This window comes from Sinorhizobium chiapasense (assembly GCF_045277575.1).
GTDB lineage: Bacteria > Pseudomonadota > Alphaproteobacteria > Rhizobiales > Rhizobiaceae > Ensifer > Ensifer chiapasense_A.
This window is the reverse complement of the sequence record NZ_CP144205.1, coordinates 3,677,674-3,695,921: the sequence shown is the minus strand read 5'-3', so window position 1 is coordinate 3,695,921 and position 18,248 is coordinate 3,677,674. Positions and strand designations below refer to the sequence as shown.

19 protein-coding genes are annotated in these 18,248 nt (G+C 63.5%); 8 read left to right on the top strand and 11 right to left on the bottom strand.

Translation table 11 applies throughout. The annotated features are described in order from the left end of the window. Positions 1-45: 45 nt before the first annotated feature. On the bottom strand, positions 46-795 hold the full coding sequence (locus QM996_RS17700) for an SDR family oxidoreductase (RefSeq protein WP_500268544.1): 750 nt from the start codon (positions 793-795) through the stop codon (positions 46-48). Between the two features lie 143 nt (positions 796-938). Here QM996_RS17700 and QM996_RS17695 point away from each other — a divergent pair, with 143 nt between their 5' ends. Beyond that, positions 939-1,838: a LysR family transcriptional regulator gene (locus QM996_RS17695; RefSeq protein WP_500268543.1), complete on the top strand. Its 900-nt coding sequence runs from the start codon at positions 939-941 to the stop codon at positions 1,836-1,838. A 121-nt stretch (positions 1,839-1,959) separates the two neighbouring features. Beyond that, a complete protein-coding gene (locus QM996_RS17690) occupies positions 1,960-3,369 on the top strand; it encodes a serine hydrolase (protein WP_500268542.1) in 1,410 nt (469 codons plus the stop codon). A gap of 44 nt (positions 3,370-3,413) precedes the next feature. Here QM996_RS17690 and QM996_RS17685 read toward each other — a convergent pair whose 3' ends face one another. After that, a complete protein-coding gene (locus QM996_RS17685) occupies positions 3,414-4,418 on the bottom strand; it encodes an inorganic phosphate transporter (RefSeq protein ID WP_500268541.1) in 1,005 nt (334 codons plus the stop codon). Further along, a complete protein-coding gene (locus QM996_RS17680) occupies positions 4,418-5,062 on the bottom strand; it encodes a DUF47 domain-containing protein (protein ID WP_500270350.1) in 645 nt (214 codons plus the stop codon). The genes QM996_RS17685 and QM996_RS17680 overlap by 1 nt, the downstream gene beginning before the upstream one ends. Before the next feature lie 203 nt (positions 5,063-5,265). Here QM996_RS17680 and recF point away from each other — a divergent pair, with 203 nt between their 5' ends. The 3 genes from recF to QM996_RS17665 all read left to right on the top strand — a co-directional run bounded on the left by recF (position 5,266) and on the right by QM996_RS17665 (position 7,765). Further along, entirely contained in the window at positions 5,266-6,390 is a 1,125-nt protein-coding gene (recF, locus tag QM996_RS17675) for a DNA replication/repair protein RecF (RefSeq protein ID WP_500268540.1), read from the top strand. 135 nt (positions 6,391-6,525) lie between these two features. Continuing rightward, positions 6,526-7,287, top strand: a complete 762-nt coding sequence (locus QM996_RS17670) for a molybdopterin-synthase adenylyltransferase MoeB (RefSeq protein WP_500268539.1) — start codon at positions 6,526-6,528, stop codon at positions 7,285-7,287. Positions 7,288-7,297: 10 nt separating this feature from the next. Beyond that, positions 7,298-7,765: a GNAT family N-acetyltransferase gene (locus QM996_RS17665; RefSeq protein WP_500270349.1), complete on the top strand. Its 468-nt coding sequence runs from the start codon at positions 7,298-7,300 to the stop codon at positions 7,763-7,765. Positions 7,766-7,816: 51 nt separating this feature from the next. Here QM996_RS17665 and QM996_RS17660 read toward each other — a convergent pair whose 3' ends face one another. Further along, the gene (locus QM996_RS17660) at positions 7,817-8,821 is read right to left on the bottom strand and encodes a 2-hydroxyacid dehydrogenase (protein ID WP_077962855.1); all 1,005 of its coding nucleotides are present in this window, start codon (positions 8,819-8,821) and stop codon (positions 7,817-7,819) included. Between the two features lie 283 nt (positions 8,822-9,104). Between QM996_RS17660 and QM996_RS17655 the strand changes: the two genes are divergently transcribed. After that, positions 9,105-9,656, top strand: coding sequence for an SH3 domain-containing protein (locus tag QM996_RS17655; protein ID WP_483500728.1), 552 nt, complete (start codon positions 9,105-9,107; stop codon positions 9,654-9,656). A 38-nt stretch (positions 9,657-9,694) separates the two neighbouring features. On the opposite strand, the gene QM996_RS17650 is transcribed toward QM996_RS17655, so the two are convergent. Together QM996_RS17650 and nth are read right to left on the bottom strand one after the other, a co-directional pair. Next, positions 9,695-10,687, bottom strand: a complete 993-nt coding sequence (locus QM996_RS17650; RefSeq protein ID WP_500268538.1) for an adenosine kinase — start codon at positions 10,685-10,687, stop codon at positions 9,695-9,697. A 162-nt stretch (positions 10,688-10,849) separates the two neighbouring features. Further along, complete coding sequence (nth, locus tag QM996_RS17645) at positions 10,850-11,626, bottom strand: endonuclease III domain-containing protein (RefSeq protein ID WP_500268537.1); 777 nt, start codon at positions 11,624-11,626, stop codon at positions 10,850-10,852. A gap of 22 nt (positions 11,627-11,648) precedes the next feature. Here nth and QM996_RS17640 point away from each other — a divergent pair, with 22 nt between their 5' ends. Together QM996_RS17640 and QM996_RS17635 are read left to right on the top strand one after the other, a co-directional pair. Further along, entirely contained in the window at positions 11,649-12,146 is a 498-nt protein-coding gene (locus tag QM996_RS17640; protein ID WP_500268536.1) for a DUF2244 domain-containing protein, read from the top strand. A gap of 105 nt (positions 12,147-12,251) precedes the next feature. Then, complete coding sequence (locus QM996_RS17635) at positions 12,252-13,139, top strand: methylated-DNA--[protein]-cysteine S-methyltransferase (protein ID WP_500268535.1); 888 nt, start codon at positions 12,252-12,254, stop codon at positions 13,137-13,139. A 109-nt stretch (positions 13,140-13,248) separates the two neighbouring features. On the opposite strand, the gene QM996_RS17630 is transcribed toward QM996_RS17635, so the two are convergent. The 5 genes from QM996_RS17630 to QM996_RS17610 form a co-directional block, all read right to left on the bottom strand. Continuing rightward, positions 13,249-13,884, bottom strand: coding sequence for a 2,3-bisphosphoglycerate-dependent phosphoglycerate mutase (locus QM996_RS17630; RefSeq protein ID WP_429810615.1), 636 nt, complete (start codon positions 13,882-13,884; stop codon positions 13,249-13,251). A 34-nt stretch (positions 13,885-13,918) separates the two neighbouring features. Next, entirely contained in the window at positions 13,919-14,737 is an 819-nt protein-coding gene (gene dapB / locus QM996_RS17625) for a 4-hydroxy-tetrahydrodipicolinate reductase (protein WP_500268534.1), read from the bottom strand. A 24-nt stretch (positions 14,738-14,761) separates the two neighbouring features. After that, positions 14,762-16,579: an ABC transporter ATP-binding protein gene (locus QM996_RS17620; protein ID WP_500268533.1), complete on the bottom strand. Its 1,818-nt coding sequence runs from the start codon at positions 16,577-16,579 to the stop codon at positions 14,762-14,764. Between the two features lie 112 nt (positions 16,580-16,691). Continuing rightward, on the bottom strand, positions 16,692-17,711 hold the full coding sequence (locus QM996_RS17615) for a glucokinase (RefSeq protein ID WP_500268532.1): 1,020 nt from the start codon (positions 17,709-17,711) through the stop codon (positions 16,692-16,694). A 121-nt stretch (positions 17,712-17,832) separates the two neighbouring features. Further along, on the bottom strand, positions 17,833-18,216 hold the full coding sequence (locus QM996_RS17610) for a methylglyoxal synthase (protein ID WP_500268531.1): 384 nt from the start codon (positions 18,214-18,216) through the stop codon (positions 17,833-17,835). Between the last annotated feature and the right edge of the window lie 32 nt (positions 18,217-18,248).

Genomic DNA, 18,248 nt, shown 5'->3' with positions numbered 1-18,248 from the left:
GCTCGAAGAGTGTTCAGGCTGCTCAGTTCGCTGGCACCAGCACGATCACAGCGTCGCCATGCCGCCGTCGACGATCAACTCGGCGCCGACGGTGAAGGTCGCTTCGTCGGAGGCGAGGAAGACGACCGCCTTGGCGATCTCGCTCGGGTCGCCGAAGCGGCCAAGCGGGATCTGCGCGGCAATGGTATCGACAACCTGCCTGTTTTCCTCGGGCGTCGGGGCGTGACCGTCATGGAGCGGTGTGCGGATCGGGCCGGGGCTGACGGCATTCACCCGAATGCCGCGACCGATGAGCTCGCCGGACAGCGTGCGTGCCAGCGAGAGAAGTCCAGCCTTGGTCAGCGCATAGACGCTCGACGTCGGCATGCCGATATGGGCGTTGATCGAAGTGTTGAGCACGACCGAAGCCCGCTTCGAGAAGACAGGCAGCAGCGCCTGGATCAGGAAATACGGTCCCTTGAGGTTGATGGCGAGCGAACGGTCAAAACCTTGTTCGTCCCACTGTTCGATCGGCTGCAGCTTGGCGATGCCGGCATTGACGAACAGGATGTCGAGCGAGCCGAAGGCGGCGCGGATCTTTTCGGCGACCGCCGCTTGACCCGCGACATTGCCGGCATCCGCCTCGATGATGAGGGCCGCCTCGCCAAGGATCGCACGAGCTTCGGCGATGTTCTTCGGATTGGTGCCGGTCACGGCGACCCTGGCGCCTTCGGCGATGAATTGGCGCGCGGCTTCGAGGCCGATGCCGCTGGTGCCGCCGGTGATGAGTGCCGTCTTGTTCTCTAAACGTGACATGATGAAAGTCCTCTTGCTGGGTTGAAGAAGAGGTCGGTTCAATTGGCTGGAACCGTCGTCCTCGGATGCAGGGAAATATGGCGGAAAACGATCGTTCGGATTAGTCTTCCAATTCTGGAACTCGAATTCGGAAAAGCCGAACGATGATGAAGATCGAAGGAATAGCGGCCTTTGTCGCGGTGGCCGAAGCCGGCTCGATCAGCGAAGCGGCGCGGCGCCTGCGTCTGTCGAAATCCGTAGTCAGCGAAAGGGTTGCAGAGCTGGAGCGGACGCTCAACGCCACCCTGCTCCATCGCACGACGCGCAAGCTGACGCTCACCGAGGATGGCATCGCCTTCCGCGAACGCGCGGTCCGGATCGTCAGCGAGGTGCAGGCCGCTGCCAGCGATCTTGCCGAACGCCGCGGGCTCCTGACGGGACCGCTCAGGATCGCTGCTCCCGTCAGTTTCGGCCGCCGGCATCTCGGTCCGGCGCTCTATCCGTTCCTGGCGCGCCATCCGGAAATAGAACTGACGCTCGATCTCGATGACCGCCGGGTGGACGCGGCGTCGGAAGGCTATGACGCGATCGTCCGCCACGGCGTGATCGCCGATTCCCGCCTGGTCGTCTGGAAGCTTGCGAGAAGCCGGCGTTTGCTCGTCGCCGCGCCGGATTATCTCGGACGCCACGGCACGCCGGCGTCGCTTGTCGAGCTCGGAGGCCATCGCGGCATCTTCTACACCAATCGCGGCGCGGCCGACTGGCGGTTCGAGGGACCTTCAGGTGCAACGGTCGTCCGGGCGCGCCAGGCACTCGGCATAAACAATGGCGACATGATGCACGATGCTGCCGTCGCCGGGCTTGGCATCGCGCTGTTGCCCGCCTTTATCGCCGGTCCCGCAGTGCGCGAAGGACAACTGCGCGAGATCGATGTCGGGCTGCGCCCGGAGCCCGAATTCATCTACATGGCTCATCCGGAAGGACGACGGGTCTCGGCCAAGCTCCGGGCCATCGCCCAACATCTGAAGGAAGCGTTCGGCGATCCGCCCTATTGGGATCCGTGACGCATTTCCGCAATCTCGGCGCAATCGTTGCCGGCGACGGTTCCTCACCGATTGCCGATCAAGCCTCGACAGAAGCTTGATCGAAGCCGGCTGGCATCCGCCTCACCTTTGCAACCAAAGATTGGCCTCCTATCTTTTCATCATGCGGACCTTCTTTCTGAACTGGATCGTCGTCATGACGCTTGGCACCACCGCCCATGCGGGTTCCCCTTCCACGGCCCCGACCGATGCCGAAATCCTGGATATTCTGACCGACCGCATCGACAAGCAGCAGCAGTCGATCGGCATCGTCGTCGGCATCACCGATGCCAATGGCCGGCGCATCGTCGCGCACGGCCATCCGGCCAAAGGCGACCCGCGCCCGGTCGATGGGCGCACGGTGTTCGAGATCGGCTCGGTCACCAAGGTGTTCACCGCACTGCTGCTCGCCGACGCGGTCGAGAGAGGTACGCTCGGCCTCGATACGCCTGTCTCGACATTGTTGCCGCCCGGAGTGACGATGCCGGAGGACAAGCAGGCTCCGATCACGCTGACAGACCTGGCGACGCACATGTCGGGCTTGCCGCGGCTACCGACCAATTTAACGCCGGCCGACATCACCAATCCCTATGCGGACTACGACACTACCAAGCTCTACAGCTTTCTCTCCGGCCACAAGCCGCAGCGCCGCCCGGGCGTCGAGCACGAATACTCCAATCTCGGCGCGGGGCTTCTCGGCCACGTGCTGGCGCTGAAGGCCGGGCTTTCCTATGAGGATCTCGTCGGAAGACGCATCTCCAGGCCGCTCGGCCTCGAGGATACGGCGATCACGCCGCAGCCCGACTGGTCCGGACGCCGGGCAACGGGCCACGATGCGGCACTGGAGCCGGTGAGAGACTGGGATCTCAACGCGCTGCAGGGAGCCGGTGCTCTGCGCTCTACAGCGGACGACCTGCTGATCTTCCTCGAGGCCGCCATGGGGAAAACGCCCTCACCGTTGGCGTCCGCCTTCGCCACCCTGCTGGCGACACGGCAGCCGTTCGGCGAGGGCGCGGGCGAGCAGGCGCTGGGCTGGGTGATTTCCGGCAAGGGTGACCAGCAGGTGATCTGGCACAATGGCGGCACTGGCGGCTATCGATCCTTCGTCGGCTACCGTCCGTCGACCGGGATCGGCGTCGTCGCCCTGTCGAATACGTCGACCGAAGTGGGCGTCGACGATATCGGCCAACATCTGCCCAACCGCAACGTCCCGCTCGCGCCCGCCACCGTCCGGCGCACTGCCATAACGGTCGATCCGGCGACCTACGATGCCTATCTCGGCACCTACAGGCTGGCGCCGGGTTTCGACCTGACGATCTTTCGTGACGGCAATCGACTGTTTGCCCAGGCAACCGGCCAGGACCGGCTTGAAATCCTTCCGGAGGCCGAACATCGGTTCTTTGCGAAGCTCATTGATGCGCAGATCAGCTTCACGCTCAACGGTACCCGCGCCGAAAGCCTGACCTTGCATCAGGGCGGGCGGGACAGCCCTGCGCCGCGCGTAGAGAAATGATGCATATCTCCCGCCCAAAAGGCGGGAGATGGTCCCTGTATCGATCAGAACAGCAGATCGATCGTGAAGTAGGCCAGCGCCGAGATCGCCGCCGCTGCCGGCATGGTGATGAACCAGGCAATCACGATATTGCCTGCAAGCCCCCAACGCACGGCCGAGACGCGGCGCGCAGCACCTACGCCGATGATCGCGCCGGTGATGGTGTGCGTCGTCGATACCGGAATGCCGAGCCAGGTGGCGGCAAAGAGCGTGATCGCTCCGCCCGTTTCGGCACAGAAACCCTGCATCGGATTGAGCCTGGTGATCTTCGAGCCCATGGTGTGAACGATGCGCCAGCCGCCGAACAGCGTGCCGAGCGCGATCGCCGCCTGGCAGGTGATCACGACCCAGAAGGGCACGTAGAACTCCGAACCGAGATAACCCTGCGAGAAGAGCAGAACGGCAATGATGCCCATGGTCTTCTGCGCGTCATTGCCGCCGTGGCCGAGCGAGTAGAGCGACGCCGAGAGGAACTGCATCACGCGGAAGGTGCGATCGACGGCAAAGGGCGTCTGCCGCACGAACAGCCAGGAGACGATCAGCACCAGTATCAGCGCCAGGAAAAAGCCGATCGCCGGCGACATGAAAATGGCGCCGACGGTCTTGAGAAGACCGGTCCAGACGATGGAATTGAAGCCCGTGCTGGCAAGGCCGGCGCCGACGAGGCCGCCGATCAGCGCGTGCGATGAGCTCGACGGAATGCCGAACAGCCAGGTGACGATGTTCCAGACGATGGCCCCCATGAGGGCCGAGAAGATCACCAACGGTGTCACGATGCCGGGATCGATAATGCCCTTGCCGAGCGTCTCGGCCACGTGCAGACCGAAGAACAGGAAGGCGATGAAGTTGAAGAAGGCCGCCCATAGGACCGCATATTGCGGCCTGAGCACCCGCGTCGAGACGATCGTCGCGATGGAGTTGGCGGCATCGTGCAAGCCGTTCAGGAAGTCGAAGAACAGCGCGATGGCGATCAATCCCGCGAGCAACGGAAAGGCGAGCGTCGCATCCATCAGACGTTCTCGATCACGATGCCGCTGATTTCATTGGCAACGTCCTCGAACCGGTCGATGACTTTTTCCAGCTGGCCATAGATCTCGCTGCCGACGATATAGGCCATCGCGTTGCCGGTACCGTAGCGGTGGAACAGCTCCTTGAGGCCTTGCTCGTGCAGTTCGTCGGAATGTCCCTCGATGCGGGTGATCTCCTCGGCGATGGCGATGAGGCGATCATGATTGGCGCCGATACGGTCCAGCAGCGGGACAGCCTCGGCAATCAGGTGCGCAGCCCGGCCGACAATCGCGCCCATTTCGCGCATGCCCGGTTCGAAGCTCTTCTGTTCGTAGAGCCTGATCGTCTTGACCGTCTTGTGCATCATGTCGATGGCATCGTCCATCGACTGGATCAGGTCCTTGATGTCGCCGCGGTCGAAGGGCGTGATGAAGGAGCGGCGGACCGCCAGGAGCACTTCGGCAGTGATGTGGTCCGCTTCATCTTCGAGCGCGACGATCCTGTCGCACTGTTTCTCCATGTCATCGCCGCCGGCAAGCAGCTTGTCGAGCGCCTCGGCGGCGCCGACGACGGTGAGCGAGTGTTTTGCGAAAAGCTCGAAAAAGCGATCCTCGCGGGGAAGTAGTTTGCGGAACCAGGCCAGCATCACAAATATGTCCATTCGTGGATTGTCATGAAACTGTCATATTGGACCGGAGCGCCCAAGAAAAGCACCTGATCCAAGTGGTTTGTCGCCTTTCCCCCGCCGAAATCGGCCAACTTGCACCGATATGGACAAGCATGCCGTTTCACCTTGCCTTGGCGCCTGCTTTCGTCCTAGCTGCGCCCAACGTCGAATCCGGACTGCCGATGCCACACAAGGTCTTTCTCAATCGCCTGAAGCTCACGGAGTTCCGCAACTATGCGGCCCTCTCGCTGGAGCTCGACCAGCGCCACCTGGTGCTGACGGGAGAGAACGGCGCCGGCAAGACCAACCTGATGGAGGCGGTCTCGTTCCTCTCTCCCGGTCGGGGCTTGCGGCGTGCGGCCTATGCCGACGTCACCCGTGTTGGCGCCAGTGACGGCTTTTCCGTCTTTGCCGCTGTCGAGGGCATGGAGGGGCCGGTCGAAATCGGCACCGGCACCGCCGGCGTGACCGAGGGGCAGTCCCGACGACTGCGGCTCAACGGAACGGCAGCGGCGAGCGTCGACGAACTGACCGATCACCTGCGCGTCATCTGGCTGACGCCGTCGATGGACGGCCTCTTCACCGGGCCGTCTTCCGATCGACGACGCTTTCTTGATCGGCTGGTGCTTTCGCTTGATCCGGAACATGGCCGCCGCGCCAGCGAGTTCGACCGCGCGATGCGCAGCCGGAACCGGCTGCTGACCGAGTTTCGCCCGGACCCGGCCTGGCTGACCGCGATCGAACGCGAGATGGCCGGCCTCGGCGTTTCCATGGCGCTGGCGCGGCAGGAAATGCTCGGCCTGCTCACCGCGCTCGTCGAACGGAACGTGGACGGCGACGTTTTTCCGTCGGCGCGGCTGGCGCTATCCGGGTTTCTCGACGACGAGGGTCATCGCCCTGCCTATGATCTCGAAGAGCAATATCTGACGATGCTGCGAGATGGACGGCCGCGCGACGCGGCGGCAGGCCGCACGCTCGACGGGCCGCATCGGAGCGACCTGCTCGTTCGCCACCGTGAGAAGGATATGGAGGCGGCACGCTGCTCGACCGGTGAGCAGAAGGCGTTGCTCGTCGGCCTGGTGCTGGCGCATGCACGTCTCGTCGGCGACATGACCGGCCACGCGCCGATACTTCTGCTCGACGAGATCGCAGCGCATCTCGACATCAACCGGCGCGCGGCCCTGTTCGACCTCGTCGACGGCCTCGGCGGCCAGGCCTTCATGACCGGCACGGACCGGGCGATGTTCGAGGCGCTTGGCGATCGCGGCCGTTTCCTGACCGTTTCGCATGGCAGCGTTACGGGCTAAGCAGGAGCCGGATGAGGAAAGTGTTTGCGGTTTTCCGTGCGGAACCGCTCTCCCTTTTGGGTGTCGATCACGTTTATGATTTGGTCGAGCCGACCCAAGATCTAGAGATCGGCCGCCACCGAGGAGGATGTTGCCATGACCGGTGAGAACAAGCTCGACCAATCGGAGATCTCCCGCTACGCCCGCCATATCGTGCTGCCGGAAATCGGCGGCGCCGGCCAGCAGAAGCTGAAGGCGGCGAACGTGTTGGTCATCGGCGCCGGCGGTCTCGGCGCGCCGGTGCTGCACTACCTCGCAGCCGCCGGCATCGGTCGCATCGGTATCGTCGATGATGACACCGTTTCGCTCTCCAACCTGCAACGGCAGGTCATCCATCGCACCGAGGACATCGGCCGCGCCAAGGTCGAGCGGGCGGCGGAAGCAATTGCCTCGCTCAATCCGCATGTCGTCGTTGAGGGCCACCAGATCAGGCTCAACCCCGACAATGCCGAGGCACTGTTCCGGCAATATCACCTGGTGATCGACGGCTCGGACAATTTCGACACGCGCTACCTCGCAGCCGATACGGCGGCAAGGGTCGGCATTCCACTGGTGACCGGCGCCGTCGGCCGCTTCGACGGCTCGCTGACGGTGCTGATGCCGTACAAAGCCGGCGCGGACGGCCGGCCGAACCCCTCCTATCGCGATCTTTTTCCCGAAGCGCCACCGGCGGGCGTCGTGCCCTCCTGCGCCGAAGCGGGCATCGTCGGCGCGTTGACCGGCGTCATCGGCACGCTCCAGGCGATGGAAGCGATCAAGGTGATTGCCGGCTTCGGCGAGCCGCTCGTCGGAAGGCTGTTGATGTATGACGCGCTGACGGCGCAGTTCAACACCATCCGCTACCGTCGCAGGGCATAGGCCAACCATGGTGCAGATCTTTCGCATCGACGAAACATTCGACCGGCACGAGGAGTTGCTGGCGCTTATCCTTGGCGCCTTCTCCTACATGGACGGGCAGATCGACCCGCCCTCGTCGGCGCATGCATTGAACGTCGGATCGCTCCGGCAAAAGATCGCTGACGAGATCGCCTTCGGTGTCAGCGACGGCGAAAGACTCGTCGGCTGCATCTTCTGCAAGCCCGAGGCCGATTGTCTCTATATCGGCAAGCTCGCGGTTGCTCCGCAGACACAGGGAAAGGGCATTGGCCGGCGGCTGCTCGCGGAAGCGGAAATGACGGCACGGAGGCTCGGCCTTCCCGCGCTGCGTCTGCTGACCCGCATCGAACTCGTCGACAACCACCGCGCCTTTGCCGCCTGGGGATTCGTCCAGAGCGGCACGATGTGCCATCCCGGCTTTACCCGGCCGACGGCAATCGAAATGCGCAAGACGCTCTAGCTTTCAATCCGGACGGACAGCGGCACGTCAGGGCCGTGCGGTGCTTCGCGATCAATCGCGGCCCGGAAGCACGCGGTCCGGCGGGCGGTGACCGTCGAAGAAGGTGCGGATGTTGATCACGACCTTGTCGCCCATGTCGATCCGGCCCTCGAGCGTCGCCGAGCTCATGTGCGGCAGCAGCACGACCTTGCCTTCGCCGGCGAGCTTGATCAGTTTCGGATTGACGGCCGGCTCGTTCTCGAAGACGTCGAGACCGGCGCCGGCGATCTTGCCTTCGCGCAGGCACTTGATCAGCGCCGTCTCGTCGATGATGCCGCCACGGGCGGTGTTGACGATGTAGCTGTCAGGTCGCATCAGCGCCAGGCGGCGGGCCGAGAGCAAATGATAGGTCGCCGGCGTCGACGGGCAGTTGACCGAAACGATGTCGACGCGGGCAAGCATCTGGTCGAGGCTGTCCCAGTAGGTCGCCTCCAGCATCTCTTCGGTCTCCGCCTTTACCCGGTGGCGGTTGTGGTAGTGGATCGAGAGGCCGAAGGCCTTGGCACGGCGGGCAACGGCAGTGCCGATCCGGCCCATGCCGACGATGCCGATGCGCTTGCCGGCAATGCGGCGGCCGAGCATCCAGGTCGGCGACCAGCCGGCCCATTCGCCCTTGCGGTCGGTCAGGATCTGCGCACCTTCGGCAAGCCGGCGCGGCACGGCGAGAATCAGAGCCATCGCCATGTCGGCCGTGTCTTCGGTCAGCACGTTCGGCGTGTTGGTGACGGTGATGCCCTTGCGCGCGGCGGCGTCGACATCGATGTTGTCGACGCCGTTCGAGAAGCTGGCGATCAGCTTCAGTTGCGGGCCGGCCTGCTCGATCAGCGCCGCATCGATGCGATCGGTCACCGTCGGCACCAGCACGTCGGCGCGTTTCACAGCCGCGACAAGCTCCGGCTGGCTGCGCGGCGTATCGTCGATGTTCAACTCCGCGTCGAAGAGTTCGCGCATGCGCGTCTCGACGATATCCGGCAATTTGCGGGTGATGTAGACCGTGGGCTTCTTCTTGCTTGTCATTGCTGCGACGGGCCTTGTTGACGGGTCTTTAACCAAGTTGGGCGATACTTTCTCCCTGTAGCCGCATTTTCTAACAGACCCCACCGGGAAGACAAACAAAACTCGCGTCGTCGTCCCCGCGATTTCAGCCCGCGAGCTGGGCCTCGAATGAACTGCGCCTGCATAAGCGCCTGCATGTCTCCTTAAATCGTTTCCGATTGAAGGACAAAGACATGCAGCAACTCAAAGTCCTACAGCGACCTTTGCGCGTCTCAGGACGCGCGGCGCTGTAGTGCCACGGATAATGAGCTTCGTCATGCGTCATGTCATTTCCAGATTCTCGTTCTCGTTGATCGCCGCCTGCCTTGGCGCCGGGATCATGACGTCGGCGGCTTACGCTCAAGCCGCCAAGGGCGCCAGCGGACTGCCGCTGCCGCGATTCGTCAGCCTCAAGTCCAAGAGCGTCAATCTCAGGATCGGCCCGAGCGTCGATTACGCGGTCGCGTTCCGCTACATGAAGCCCGGCGTGCCGGTGGAGATCATCCAGGAATACGATAACTGGCGCCGTATCCGCGATGCCGACGGCACCGAAGGCTGGGTGAACCAGGCGCTGCTTTCCGGCGACCGCACTGCAGTGGCAGCGCCCTGGATGCGCGGCAAGGGCGAAGGCGTCTTCGTCAACATGCGCCGCGACCCGCAGGGAACGGCCCCGATCACCGCCCGCATGGAACCTGGTGTCATCGTCCGTGTCGGCGAATGCAATGGCGACTGGTGCCATGTCGAGACGCAGGGCGTCGAAGGCTGGATCGCCCAGAGCGAGATCTGGGGTGCCTATCCGGGCGAGGCCTTCAAGTAAGGCCGCGCCCGTTTTTCGCAAAACTCAATCAGGGCGAATCAGGCGAGACCGGCCTGCTTGGCGGCAGTTGACAGCGACACCATCGGTCGCGGTCCGATCTGACCGATGACGATGCCGGCAGCGAGGTTGCCGAGCCTGCTGCAATCTTCGAGCGAGCGTCCGGTCGTGTAGCCGTACAGGAAGCCCGCAGCATAGAGGTCGCCGGCGCCGGTGGTATCGACGACCTGGGCGATCGGCTTTGCGCCGACGCGGACCCGCTCTTCTCCACGCACGACCACGGACCCTTCTTCGCTGAGCGTCACGGCGGCGAGCTTGCAGTCCTTCGAGAGTTTTTCCAGCGCCAGATCGAAGTCCTCGGTCTCGTAGAGCGCCAGCGCTTCCTGCTTGTTGGCGAAGACGATATCGACCGTGCCGGAACGCATGAGCTCGAGGAACTCGTCGCGGTAGCGATGGACGCAAAAGCTGTCCGAGAGCGTGATCGCGGTTTCGCGGCCGTTTTCGTGGGCGATCCGGGCGGTTTCGCGGATCGCGTCCTTGGCCCGCGGCGGATCCCACAGATAGCCTTCGAAATAGGTGACCTTGGACTGGGCGACGACGTCAGCCTCCACATCCTCGGGGCCGAGCTCGACGCAGGCGCCGAGATAGGTGTTCATCGAACGCTCGCCGTCCTCGGTGACGAAGATCATCGAGCGCGCGGTCGGCGGCACGCTTTCGAGCGGCTTCGTCTCGAAGTAAACGCCCTGGGCGCGGATGTCGTGCGCAAAGATCTCGCCGAGCTGGTCGCTCGCGGTCTTGCCGAAATAGGCGGCACGACCGCCGAGGCTGGCGACACCGGCTGCTGTATTGCCGGCACTGCCGCCGGAGGCTTCGACTGCCGGCCCCATGCGCGAGTACAATAGCTCGGCGCGTTCGGCATCGATGAGGTTCATGGCGCCTTTTATGATGCCGTTTTCATTGAGAAAGGCATCGTCGCAGCGCGCGATGATATCAACGATGGCATTGCCGATCGTCAGCACGTCGTATTTTGTCATGAACCTCGTCCGGTCTCCGTGGTGGCCGGTGTTCGTTAATACCGGTTTTCCCACCATTTGGAAGCCAAAAGACGCGTGCCGGCTCCTCACGCCGCAGGAAGCGCGCTCTCATCATATACAGCGGCGAAATCGGCGCTCGGCGGAACGATCTGACGATATCGATCAGCTTGCGGCGGAGATGATCTGCGGCGGCAGTTCGACGAGCGGCGCCGGGACATCGCAGGTCTTTTCCGGCGACTTGCAGAGATCGGCGATGACACAGCGTTCGCATTCGGGCTTGCGCGCCTTGCAGCAATAGCGCCCGTGCAGGATCAGCCAGTGATGTGCGTGGTAGAGATACTCGTCCGGGATGATCTTGATCAGCTTCTCTTCCACCTCGTCCCGGGTCTTGCCCGGCGCCAGGCGGATGCGATTGGCGATGCGGAAGATGTGGGTGTCGACGGCGATCGTCGACTGGCCGAAAGCCATGGAGAGCACCACATTGGCGGTCTTGCGGCCGACGCCCGGCAGGGTCACCAGCTCTTCGCGCGTGCGCGGCACCTCTCCGCCGAAATCGCGGATCAGTTTTTCGCTGAGCGCGATGACGTTCTTCGCCTTGTTGCGATAGAGACCGATGGTCTTGATGTAGTCCCGGAGCTTCTCTTCCCCGAGCGCCAACATCTTCTCCGGCGTATCGGCGACGGCGAAGAGCGCCCGCGTCGCCTTGTTGACGCCGGCATCGGTCGCCTGCGCCGAAAGCGCCACGGCGACGACCAGCGTGAACGGATTGACGTGCTCCAACTCCCCCTTCGGCTCCGGCCGCTGGATCGAGAAGCGGCGGAAGATCTCCTTGAGCTCGTCCCGGCTATAGAGGCTCTTCACGCGCGGTGTTGCGCGGCGGGCGGTCGCCGACTTCGGTTTTGCGGCGCCAGCGGGCAATTTCGGCTTCACGTTTTTCATGATGCATCTATAGTCAAAGGTCATGATCAATGGCAACGTCACCACCCCGCCCGAAGATGCGCCGGTCTTCACAGCCGAGCTCACGCCCTATCGCTCGCTCGGGCGCCGCGGCTTCAGGATCTTCTTTCTGATCGCCGGGCTTTTGAGTCTCGTGCACGCCTTCGTCTTCCTCGTCATCGGCGCCTGGCCGGTCGTGTTCTTCTTCGGCCTCGACTATCTGCTGCTGTTCGGCGCCTTCTGGCTGAACAATCGCTCGGCACTCAGCCGCGAGGAGGTCAGCGTATCCAGGACCGATGTTTCCGTGCGCAAGTTCACCCCCTCCGGAAAGATCACCGAACACCGCTTCAATCCTTTCTGGGCGCGCTTCAACGTCGCCCGGCACCAGGAGATCGGCATCGTCTCGATGACGATCAGCGGTGGTGGCCGGCGGACCGATATCGGTTCGTTTCTCAATCGCGACGATCGCGAAACCTTCGCGCTCGCCCTTTCGGGCGCGCTTGCGACCGTTCGCCGCCGCTAACGTCCGCCGATCGACCAATGGGATCCAAATCCGCGCATTCACTCAAGTTTCGGGTGGTTGCCGGGGCCGCCAAATGGTTACCTGTGGCATGACAGGAGAAGAGCCATGAACATTGCGACATCCGTACCCACAGACATCACGCCGAAAGGCACCGACTACGATACGGTCAGCCGCGTGATCGAAATGCTGACCGAGGACTATCGCGACCAGCCATCGCTGGAAACCGTGGCGCAGCGCCTGAAACAATCACCGACGCAGCTTCAGAAGGTCTTCACCCGCTGGGCCGGACTTTCGCCGAAAGCCTTCCTCCAGGCCGTGACGCTCGACCATGCCAAACGCCTACTGCGCAAGGAAGACATGCCGCTGCTCGAAACCAGCATCGAGGTGGGGCTATCAGGGCCGAGTCGCCTGCATGACCTGTTCGTCACCCACGAGGCGATGTCACCCGGCGAATGGAAGGCGCGCGGCGAGGGTCTCACGATCCGCTACGGCTACCACCCCTCCCCCTTCGGCACCGCGCTCGTGATGATCACCGAGCGGGGACTTGCCGGCCTTGCCTTCAACGATGCCGGCGGCGAAAAGGCAAGCTTCGAGGACATGGCGCAGCGCTGGCCGAACGCCAGCTACATCGAGGACAGCGCGGCGACGGCCTATTATGCTGCACGCATCTTCGATCCGTCGCGCTGGCGCCCGGACGAGCCGTTGCGTATCTTCCTGATCGGCTCCGATTTCCAGATCCGGGTGTGGCAGGCGCTGTTGAAGATCCCGCTCGGCTGCGCCACCACCTATTCGAACATCGCCGGAAACATCGGCCAGCCGACGGCGTCGCGCGCGGTCGGTGCTGCCGTCGGCCGCAACCCGATCTCCTTCGTGGTCCCCTGCCACCGCGCACTCGGCAAGAGCGGGGACCTCACCGGCTATCACTGGGGCCTGACGCGCAAGCGCGCGATTCTCGGATGGGAGGCCGGAAAGGCGGCGGACGGCACGATCTGATAGGTCACGCAGTACGGAAAACCGCTTCACAACTTTTCCCGGCACTGCTTGGCAATAATAAAAGGGGCGCTTGCTCGGCGCCCCTTCTCCATTCTGCATTCCGGAATGCTCAGTGGGCGCCGGACATGTCGCCCAGCACTTCCTTGGAAGCGACGGTCGAGTCGGCGTTGAGCTTGTAGACCATCGGCACGCCGGTCGCGAGATTGAGCTTCAGGATCTGCTCCTTGGTCAGGCGGTCGAGCACCATGACCAGCGAGCGCAGCGAGTTGCCGTGGGCGGCAACCAGGACCTTCTGGCCGGACAGCACGCGCGGCAGGATCTCGGTCAGGTAATAGGGCCAGACGCGGGCACCGGTGTCGCGCAGGCTTTCGCCGCCCGGAGGCGGCACGTCGTAGGAGCGGCGCCAGACATGCACCTGCTCCTCACCCCATTTCTCGCGCGCGTCGTCCTTGTTGAGCCCCGCGAGGTCGCCGTAGTCGCGCTCGTTCAGCGCCTGGTCACGGATCGTTTCGAGCGAGGACTGGCCGACGGCGTCGAGCACGAACTGGCAGGTACGCTGGGCGCGGACGAGGGCCGAGGTGAAGGCGATGTCGAATTTGATGCCGTAGTCGGCAAGCGCCTTGCCGCCGGCCTTGGCTTCCTCGACGCCGAGTTCCGTCAGGTCCGGATCGCGCCAGCCGGTGAACAGGTTCTTGAGGTTCCAGTCGCTCTGGCCATGCCGGACGAGGACGAGAGTACCGCTCATGTCGAATTCCCCTTGAGACTTGAGAGTGAAAAGGTCAGTTGAGCCCGAGCACATCGAGCATGGAGTAGAAGCCGGGCTTCTGGCCGCGGGCCCAGAGCGCCGCAGTCACGGCGCCGCGCGCGAAGATGGAGCGATCCGTAGCGCTGTGCGACAGCGTCACCTGCTCACCTTCGCCGGCGAGAATGACCGAATGCTCGCCAACGACCGAGCCGCCCCGCAGCGTCGCAAAACCGATCGCACTGGCCGGACGCGGGCCGGTATGGCCGTCACGCACGCGCACCGAATTGTCGGCAAGGCCGATGCCGCGGCCCCTTGCCGCCGCTTCGCCGAGAAGCAGCGCCGTGCCCGAGGGCGCATCCACCTTGTGCTTGTGATGCATTTCGAGGATTTCGATGTCCCAGTTGGCGGGATCGAGGGCCCGCGCCGCCTTCTCCGTGAGCACGCCAAGCAGGTTCACGCCGAGGCTCATGTTGCCCGATTTGACGATGCGGGCGTGGCGCGCGGCAGCACGAATCTTCGCCTCGTCGTCGGCCGAGCAGCCGGTGGTCCCGATGACATGGACGATACGAGCCTGGGCCGCCAGACCGGCGAACTCGACAGTGCCCGCCGGCGCCGTGAAATCAAGCACGCCTTCGGCCTCGACGAAAGCCTCCAGCGGCTGGTCGGTGACCGGCACGCCGATCGGCCCGAGACCGGCCAGTTCGCCGGCGTCACGGCCGATGAAGGGGGAACCCGGACGTTCGATGGCGGCGTGCAGGCTGACGCCACCCATCGCGTGAACCGTGCGAATCAGCGTCTGGCCCATGCGGCCAGCGGCACCCACCACCACGAGCTTCATATCGGTTTCGCCCATCGGTGATTTCCTTCTCGTCCGTTTTTAGATTTCCGCGCCGGCCGGCGCTTCGGGAGTCTTGGCCTCGGGCGACTGACCCTGAAGATTGTGAAGCCGAGCGTAGAGACCGTCCGGTCGCCGTGCAAGGTCGGCATGCGTGCCCTCCTCGACGACAGAACCATCCTTCATGACGATGATCTTGTCGGCATTGACGACGGTCGAGAGGCGATGCGCGATGACGATCACCGTGCGGCCGTTCATGGCGTGATCGAGTGCCTTCTGCACGGCGGCTTCCGATTCGGTATCGAGCGCCGAGGTGGCCTCGTCGAGCAGCAGGATCGGGGCATTGCGCACGAGCGCGCGGGCGATCGACAGGCGCTGGCGCTGGCCGCCGGAAAGCGTCATGCCGTTCTCGCCGACGGGAGTGTCGTAACCCTGCGGCTGCGCCAGAATGAAATCATGCGCATAGGCAAGCCGTGCGGCTTCCTCGATCTCCGCTTCGGTCGCGTCGATGCGGCCGTAGCGGATGTTGTCGCGGATCGATCCTTCGAAGAGATAGGGTTGCTGCGACACATAGGCGATGCCCTTGCGCAGCGACTGCTTGGTCACGTCGGCAATGTCCTGTCCATCGATCAGGATCTGGCCGGAAGCCGGATCATAGAACCGCGGGATGAGGCTGATGACCGTCGATTTTCCGGCGCCGGAGGGACCGACGAGCGCCGTCGTCTTGCCGCCTTCGGCGACGAAGCTGACGCCTTTCAGAACCTCGTCGCCATTGGCGTATTGGAAACGGACGTCGCGCAGCTCCACGGCGGCGGCGGTGAAGGCCAGTTCCTTGGCATCGGGCTTGTCGCGCTGGTGCGGCACGGTGTCGAGAATCTCATAGACCATGCGGGCATTGACGGCGGCACGTTCCAGCGAGACCTGCAGCCGCGCCAGTCGGCGGGCCGGATCGTAAGCCATCAGGAGGGCCACCACGAAGGCGAAGAAGGCACCGGGCGGCACGTCCGCATAGATCGAGCGGAAGGCGGAATAGGCGAGAACGGCGGAAATCGCGAGGCCGGCGAAGGTCTCGGTCATCGGTGCCGTGCGCTCGCTTAAGCGCGCGATTCGGTTCGCCCGGTTCTCGGCCCGATCGATGATGGCCTCGACCTTGCCGCGCAGTTCGCCTTCCATGGTGAAGGCCTTGACGATGGTGATGCCCTGGATCGTTTCCTGCATCGCGCCGAGAACGCGGCTATTGACCTCGATCGATTCGCGCGTCGCCGAGCGCAGGCGCCTGGAAACGTAGCGCAGGCCGAGCAGCAAAGGCGGCGCGGCGACGAAGACGATGATCGACAGCAGCCAGTCCTTGGCGAACATGACGCCGACCAGGCCGATCAGGGTCAGCAGATCGCGGGCGATCGACGTGACCGTCAGATTGAGCACGTCGCGAATGCCGCTGACGTTCTGGCTGATCTGGGCCGCAAGCTGTGCCGACCGCGTCTCGTTGAAATAGCCGACGCTCAGCGCCATCAGGTGGGCGTAGAGCCGGCGCTGGTAACGCGCGACGATGTTGTTGCCGATCTTCGACAGGGCAACGGCCTGGCCGTAGGTGGCGAAGCCGCGCAACACGAAGGCCGCAAGGATCGCGCCGCAGACGAGCAGGACGATGTCCGCCCGCTTGTTGGCGAAGGCCTCGTTGATCACGGTTTCCATGATCGAAGCCGTGAATCCGGTTGTTGCCGCAACGACAGCCAGGCAGGCGATAGCAAAGACATAGCCGCGAATGTGGTCGCGACCGTTTTCCGCAATGACCCGTTTCAGAATTCCGCTGATCGTATCGGAATCGACCGCGTGCTGTTTTCTATTGCTGGCGCTCAAAAAGCCCGTCTTCCCTGGACCCAGTGTGGCGAGCCAGTTTCCGGCCCGACCTTTCCCGGGGCTCTATAGTGCTTTGGTGTCGTTTTGGCGAGTCTTTGCACGCGCCGACTGCTTAGCTTCTCCAGCGGCGTCCCTCCGTTGCAACACCGAAATCCCACGGCGTGCGGGCAAAGGCGGCAAGACCCGAGAGGGCTGCCATCGGATGAATGACGGCAAAAGTCGGGATTGTCTTCATCAGCGCCGAGTGCGGTGCCTTGTCTTCAAAGGCGGCACGGAACGGTGATTTCATGAGCGCCGGCAGGATCTTCTGCGAAATGCCACCGGCCAGGAAAACGCCGCCGCGGGCCATGAAAATCAGCGCCATGTCGCCGGCAACGCGGCCGAGATAGGTGCAGAACAACGAAATCGTCTCGATGGCCGCCCTGTCGCTCTCGGCAAGCGCCTGCGTCGTCACTTCCGCCGGTTCGGCGAGCACCGGATCGACACCATCGGCAGCGCAGACGGCGCGATAGAGATTCATGATGCCGCGGCCGCAAAGGATCTGCTCGCCGGCCATGCGCCCTTCGATCGGCTCGAGGAAGGGCCAGATCTGAAAGTCGCGTTCGCTGCGCGGGCCGATGTCGACATGGCCGCCTTCGCCCGGTACCGGGATCCAGGTGTGCTGGGCAAAGACCAGTCCGCCGACGCCGAGACCGGTGCCCGGGCCGAGAACGACGCGCGACGTCAGCGGGCGGACGCTGCCGCCGCCGATCTGCACGAGATCCTCGTCCGCCGGCGCGGCGACCGCGAGCGCCTGCGCCTCGAAATCGTTGATGATCAGCACGTCTTCGAGGCCAAGGCTCGAAAGCATGTCCTTCGGCCTGATCACCCAGCCGGCATTGGTGAGCGGAATTTCGTCGCCCCGGATGGGACCGGCCACGGCCAAAATAGCCGAACGCGGCTGGACCGAGGTCTTGTCGAGGATGCTCTTCTGCATCGCCTCCTCGATCGTTTCGAAATCACCGGTCTTGATCGGCGGCAGCTGTTTCGGCTCGGCAAAGGCATCGACGAGCAAGGCAAAGCGGGCATTGGTGCCACCGATATCGCCGATCAGGATCGGAAAGGGGAAGACGTTTTCACTGGTGCCGGGCATCGCAAGATCCATCCTGATCGGTCGTGGCAGGTATATAGCGTTGTCTATCAGTTAGGGCGGGATAAGGGAAAGTGTGCGACTTTCCGCCGGCATCCGCCCAACTCATGAGAAGCGATCACGTTTATGGTTTTGGGTTGAAGTCGAGCAACTGTTCGGCCGTCGCCCGGTTAAGAGCCATCGGAATGTCGTAGACGATCGCAAGACGCATCAGCGCCTTGACGTCCACGTCATGCGGCATTGCCGTCAGGGGATCGACGAAGAAGATCAGTAATTGCACCTCGCCGGTGGCAATCATCGCGCCGATCTGCTGGTCACCGCCGAGCGGACCGCTTTTCAGTCGCGTGATATCGAGCCCCGGACAGACATCGAGGACACGGCCGCCTGTCGTGCCTGTCGCAACGATGCGCCATTGGGACAAAACCGCCTCATGCGCCTTGGCGAACGCAGCTAGATCGTCCTTCTTCTGATCGTGAGCGATCAGGGCAATGCATTTCCGATCCGCCATGTCGGGCCTCGCATCAATCTTTAAATCGATTT

Excerpts from the sequence above, each read along its gene's own strand:
- QM996_RS17700 (WP_500268544.1), bottom strand. The coding sequence starts at position 795 with ATGTCACGTTTAGAGAACAAGACGGCACTCATCACCGGCGGCACCAGC.
- QM996_RS17695 (WP_500268543.1), top strand. The coding sequence starts at position 939 with ATGATGAAGATCGAAGGAATAGCGGCCTTTGTCGCGGTGGCCGAAGCC.
- QM996_RS17685 (WP_500268541.1), bottom strand. The coding sequence starts at position 4,418 with ATGGATGCGACGCTCGCCTTTCCGTTGCTCGCGGGATTGATCGCCATC.
- QM996_RS17680 (WP_500270350.1), bottom strand. The coding sequence starts at position 5,062 with ATGCTGGCCTGGTTCCGCAAACTACTTCCCCGCGAGGATCGCTTTTTC.
- recF (WP_500268540.1), top strand. The coding sequence starts at position 5,266 with ATGCCACACAAGGTCTTTCTCAATCGCCTGAAGCTCACGGAGTTCCGC.
- QM996_RS17670 (WP_500268539.1), top strand. The coding sequence starts at position 6,526 with ATGACCGGTGAGAACAAGCTCGACCAATCGGAGATCTCCCGCTACGCC.
- QM996_RS17660 (WP_077962855.1), bottom strand. The coding sequence starts at position 8,821 with ATGACAAGCAAGAAGAAGCCCACGGTCTACATCACCCGCAAATTGCCG.
- QM996_RS17655 (WP_483500728.1), top strand. The coding sequence starts at position 9,105 with ATGAGCTTCGTCATGCGTCATGTCATTTCCAGATTCTCGTTCTCGTTG.
- QM996_RS17650 (WP_500268538.1), bottom strand. The coding sequence starts at position 10,687 with ATGACAAAATACGACGTGCTGACGATCGGCAATGCCATCGTTGATATC.
- nth (WP_500268537.1), bottom strand. The coding sequence starts at position 11,626 with ATGAAAAACGTGAAGCCGAAATTGCCCGCTGGCGCCGCAAAACCGAAG.
- QM996_RS17640 (WP_500268536.1), top strand. The coding sequence starts at position 11,649 with ATGATCAATGGCAACGTCACCACCCCGCCCGAAGATGCGCCGGTCTTC.
- QM996_RS17635 (WP_500268535.1), top strand. The coding sequence starts at position 12,252 with ATGAACATTGCGACATCCGTACCCACAGACATCACGCCGAAAGGCACC.
- QM996_RS17630 (WP_429810615.1), bottom strand. The coding sequence starts at position 13,884 with ATGAGCGGTACTCTCGTCCTCGTCCGGCATGGCCAGAGCGACTGGAAC.
- dapB (WP_500268534.1), bottom strand. The coding sequence starts at position 14,737 with ATGGGCGAAACCGATATGAAGCTCGTGGTGGTGGGTGCCGCTGGCCGC.
- QM996_RS17615 (WP_500268532.1), bottom strand. The coding sequence starts at position 17,711 with ATGCCCGGCACCAGTGAAAACGTCTTCCCCTTTCCGATCCTGATCGGC.
- QM996_RS17610 (WP_500268531.1), bottom strand. The coding sequence starts at position 18,216 with ATGGCGGATCGGAAATGCATTGCCCTGATCGCTCACGATCAGAAGAAG.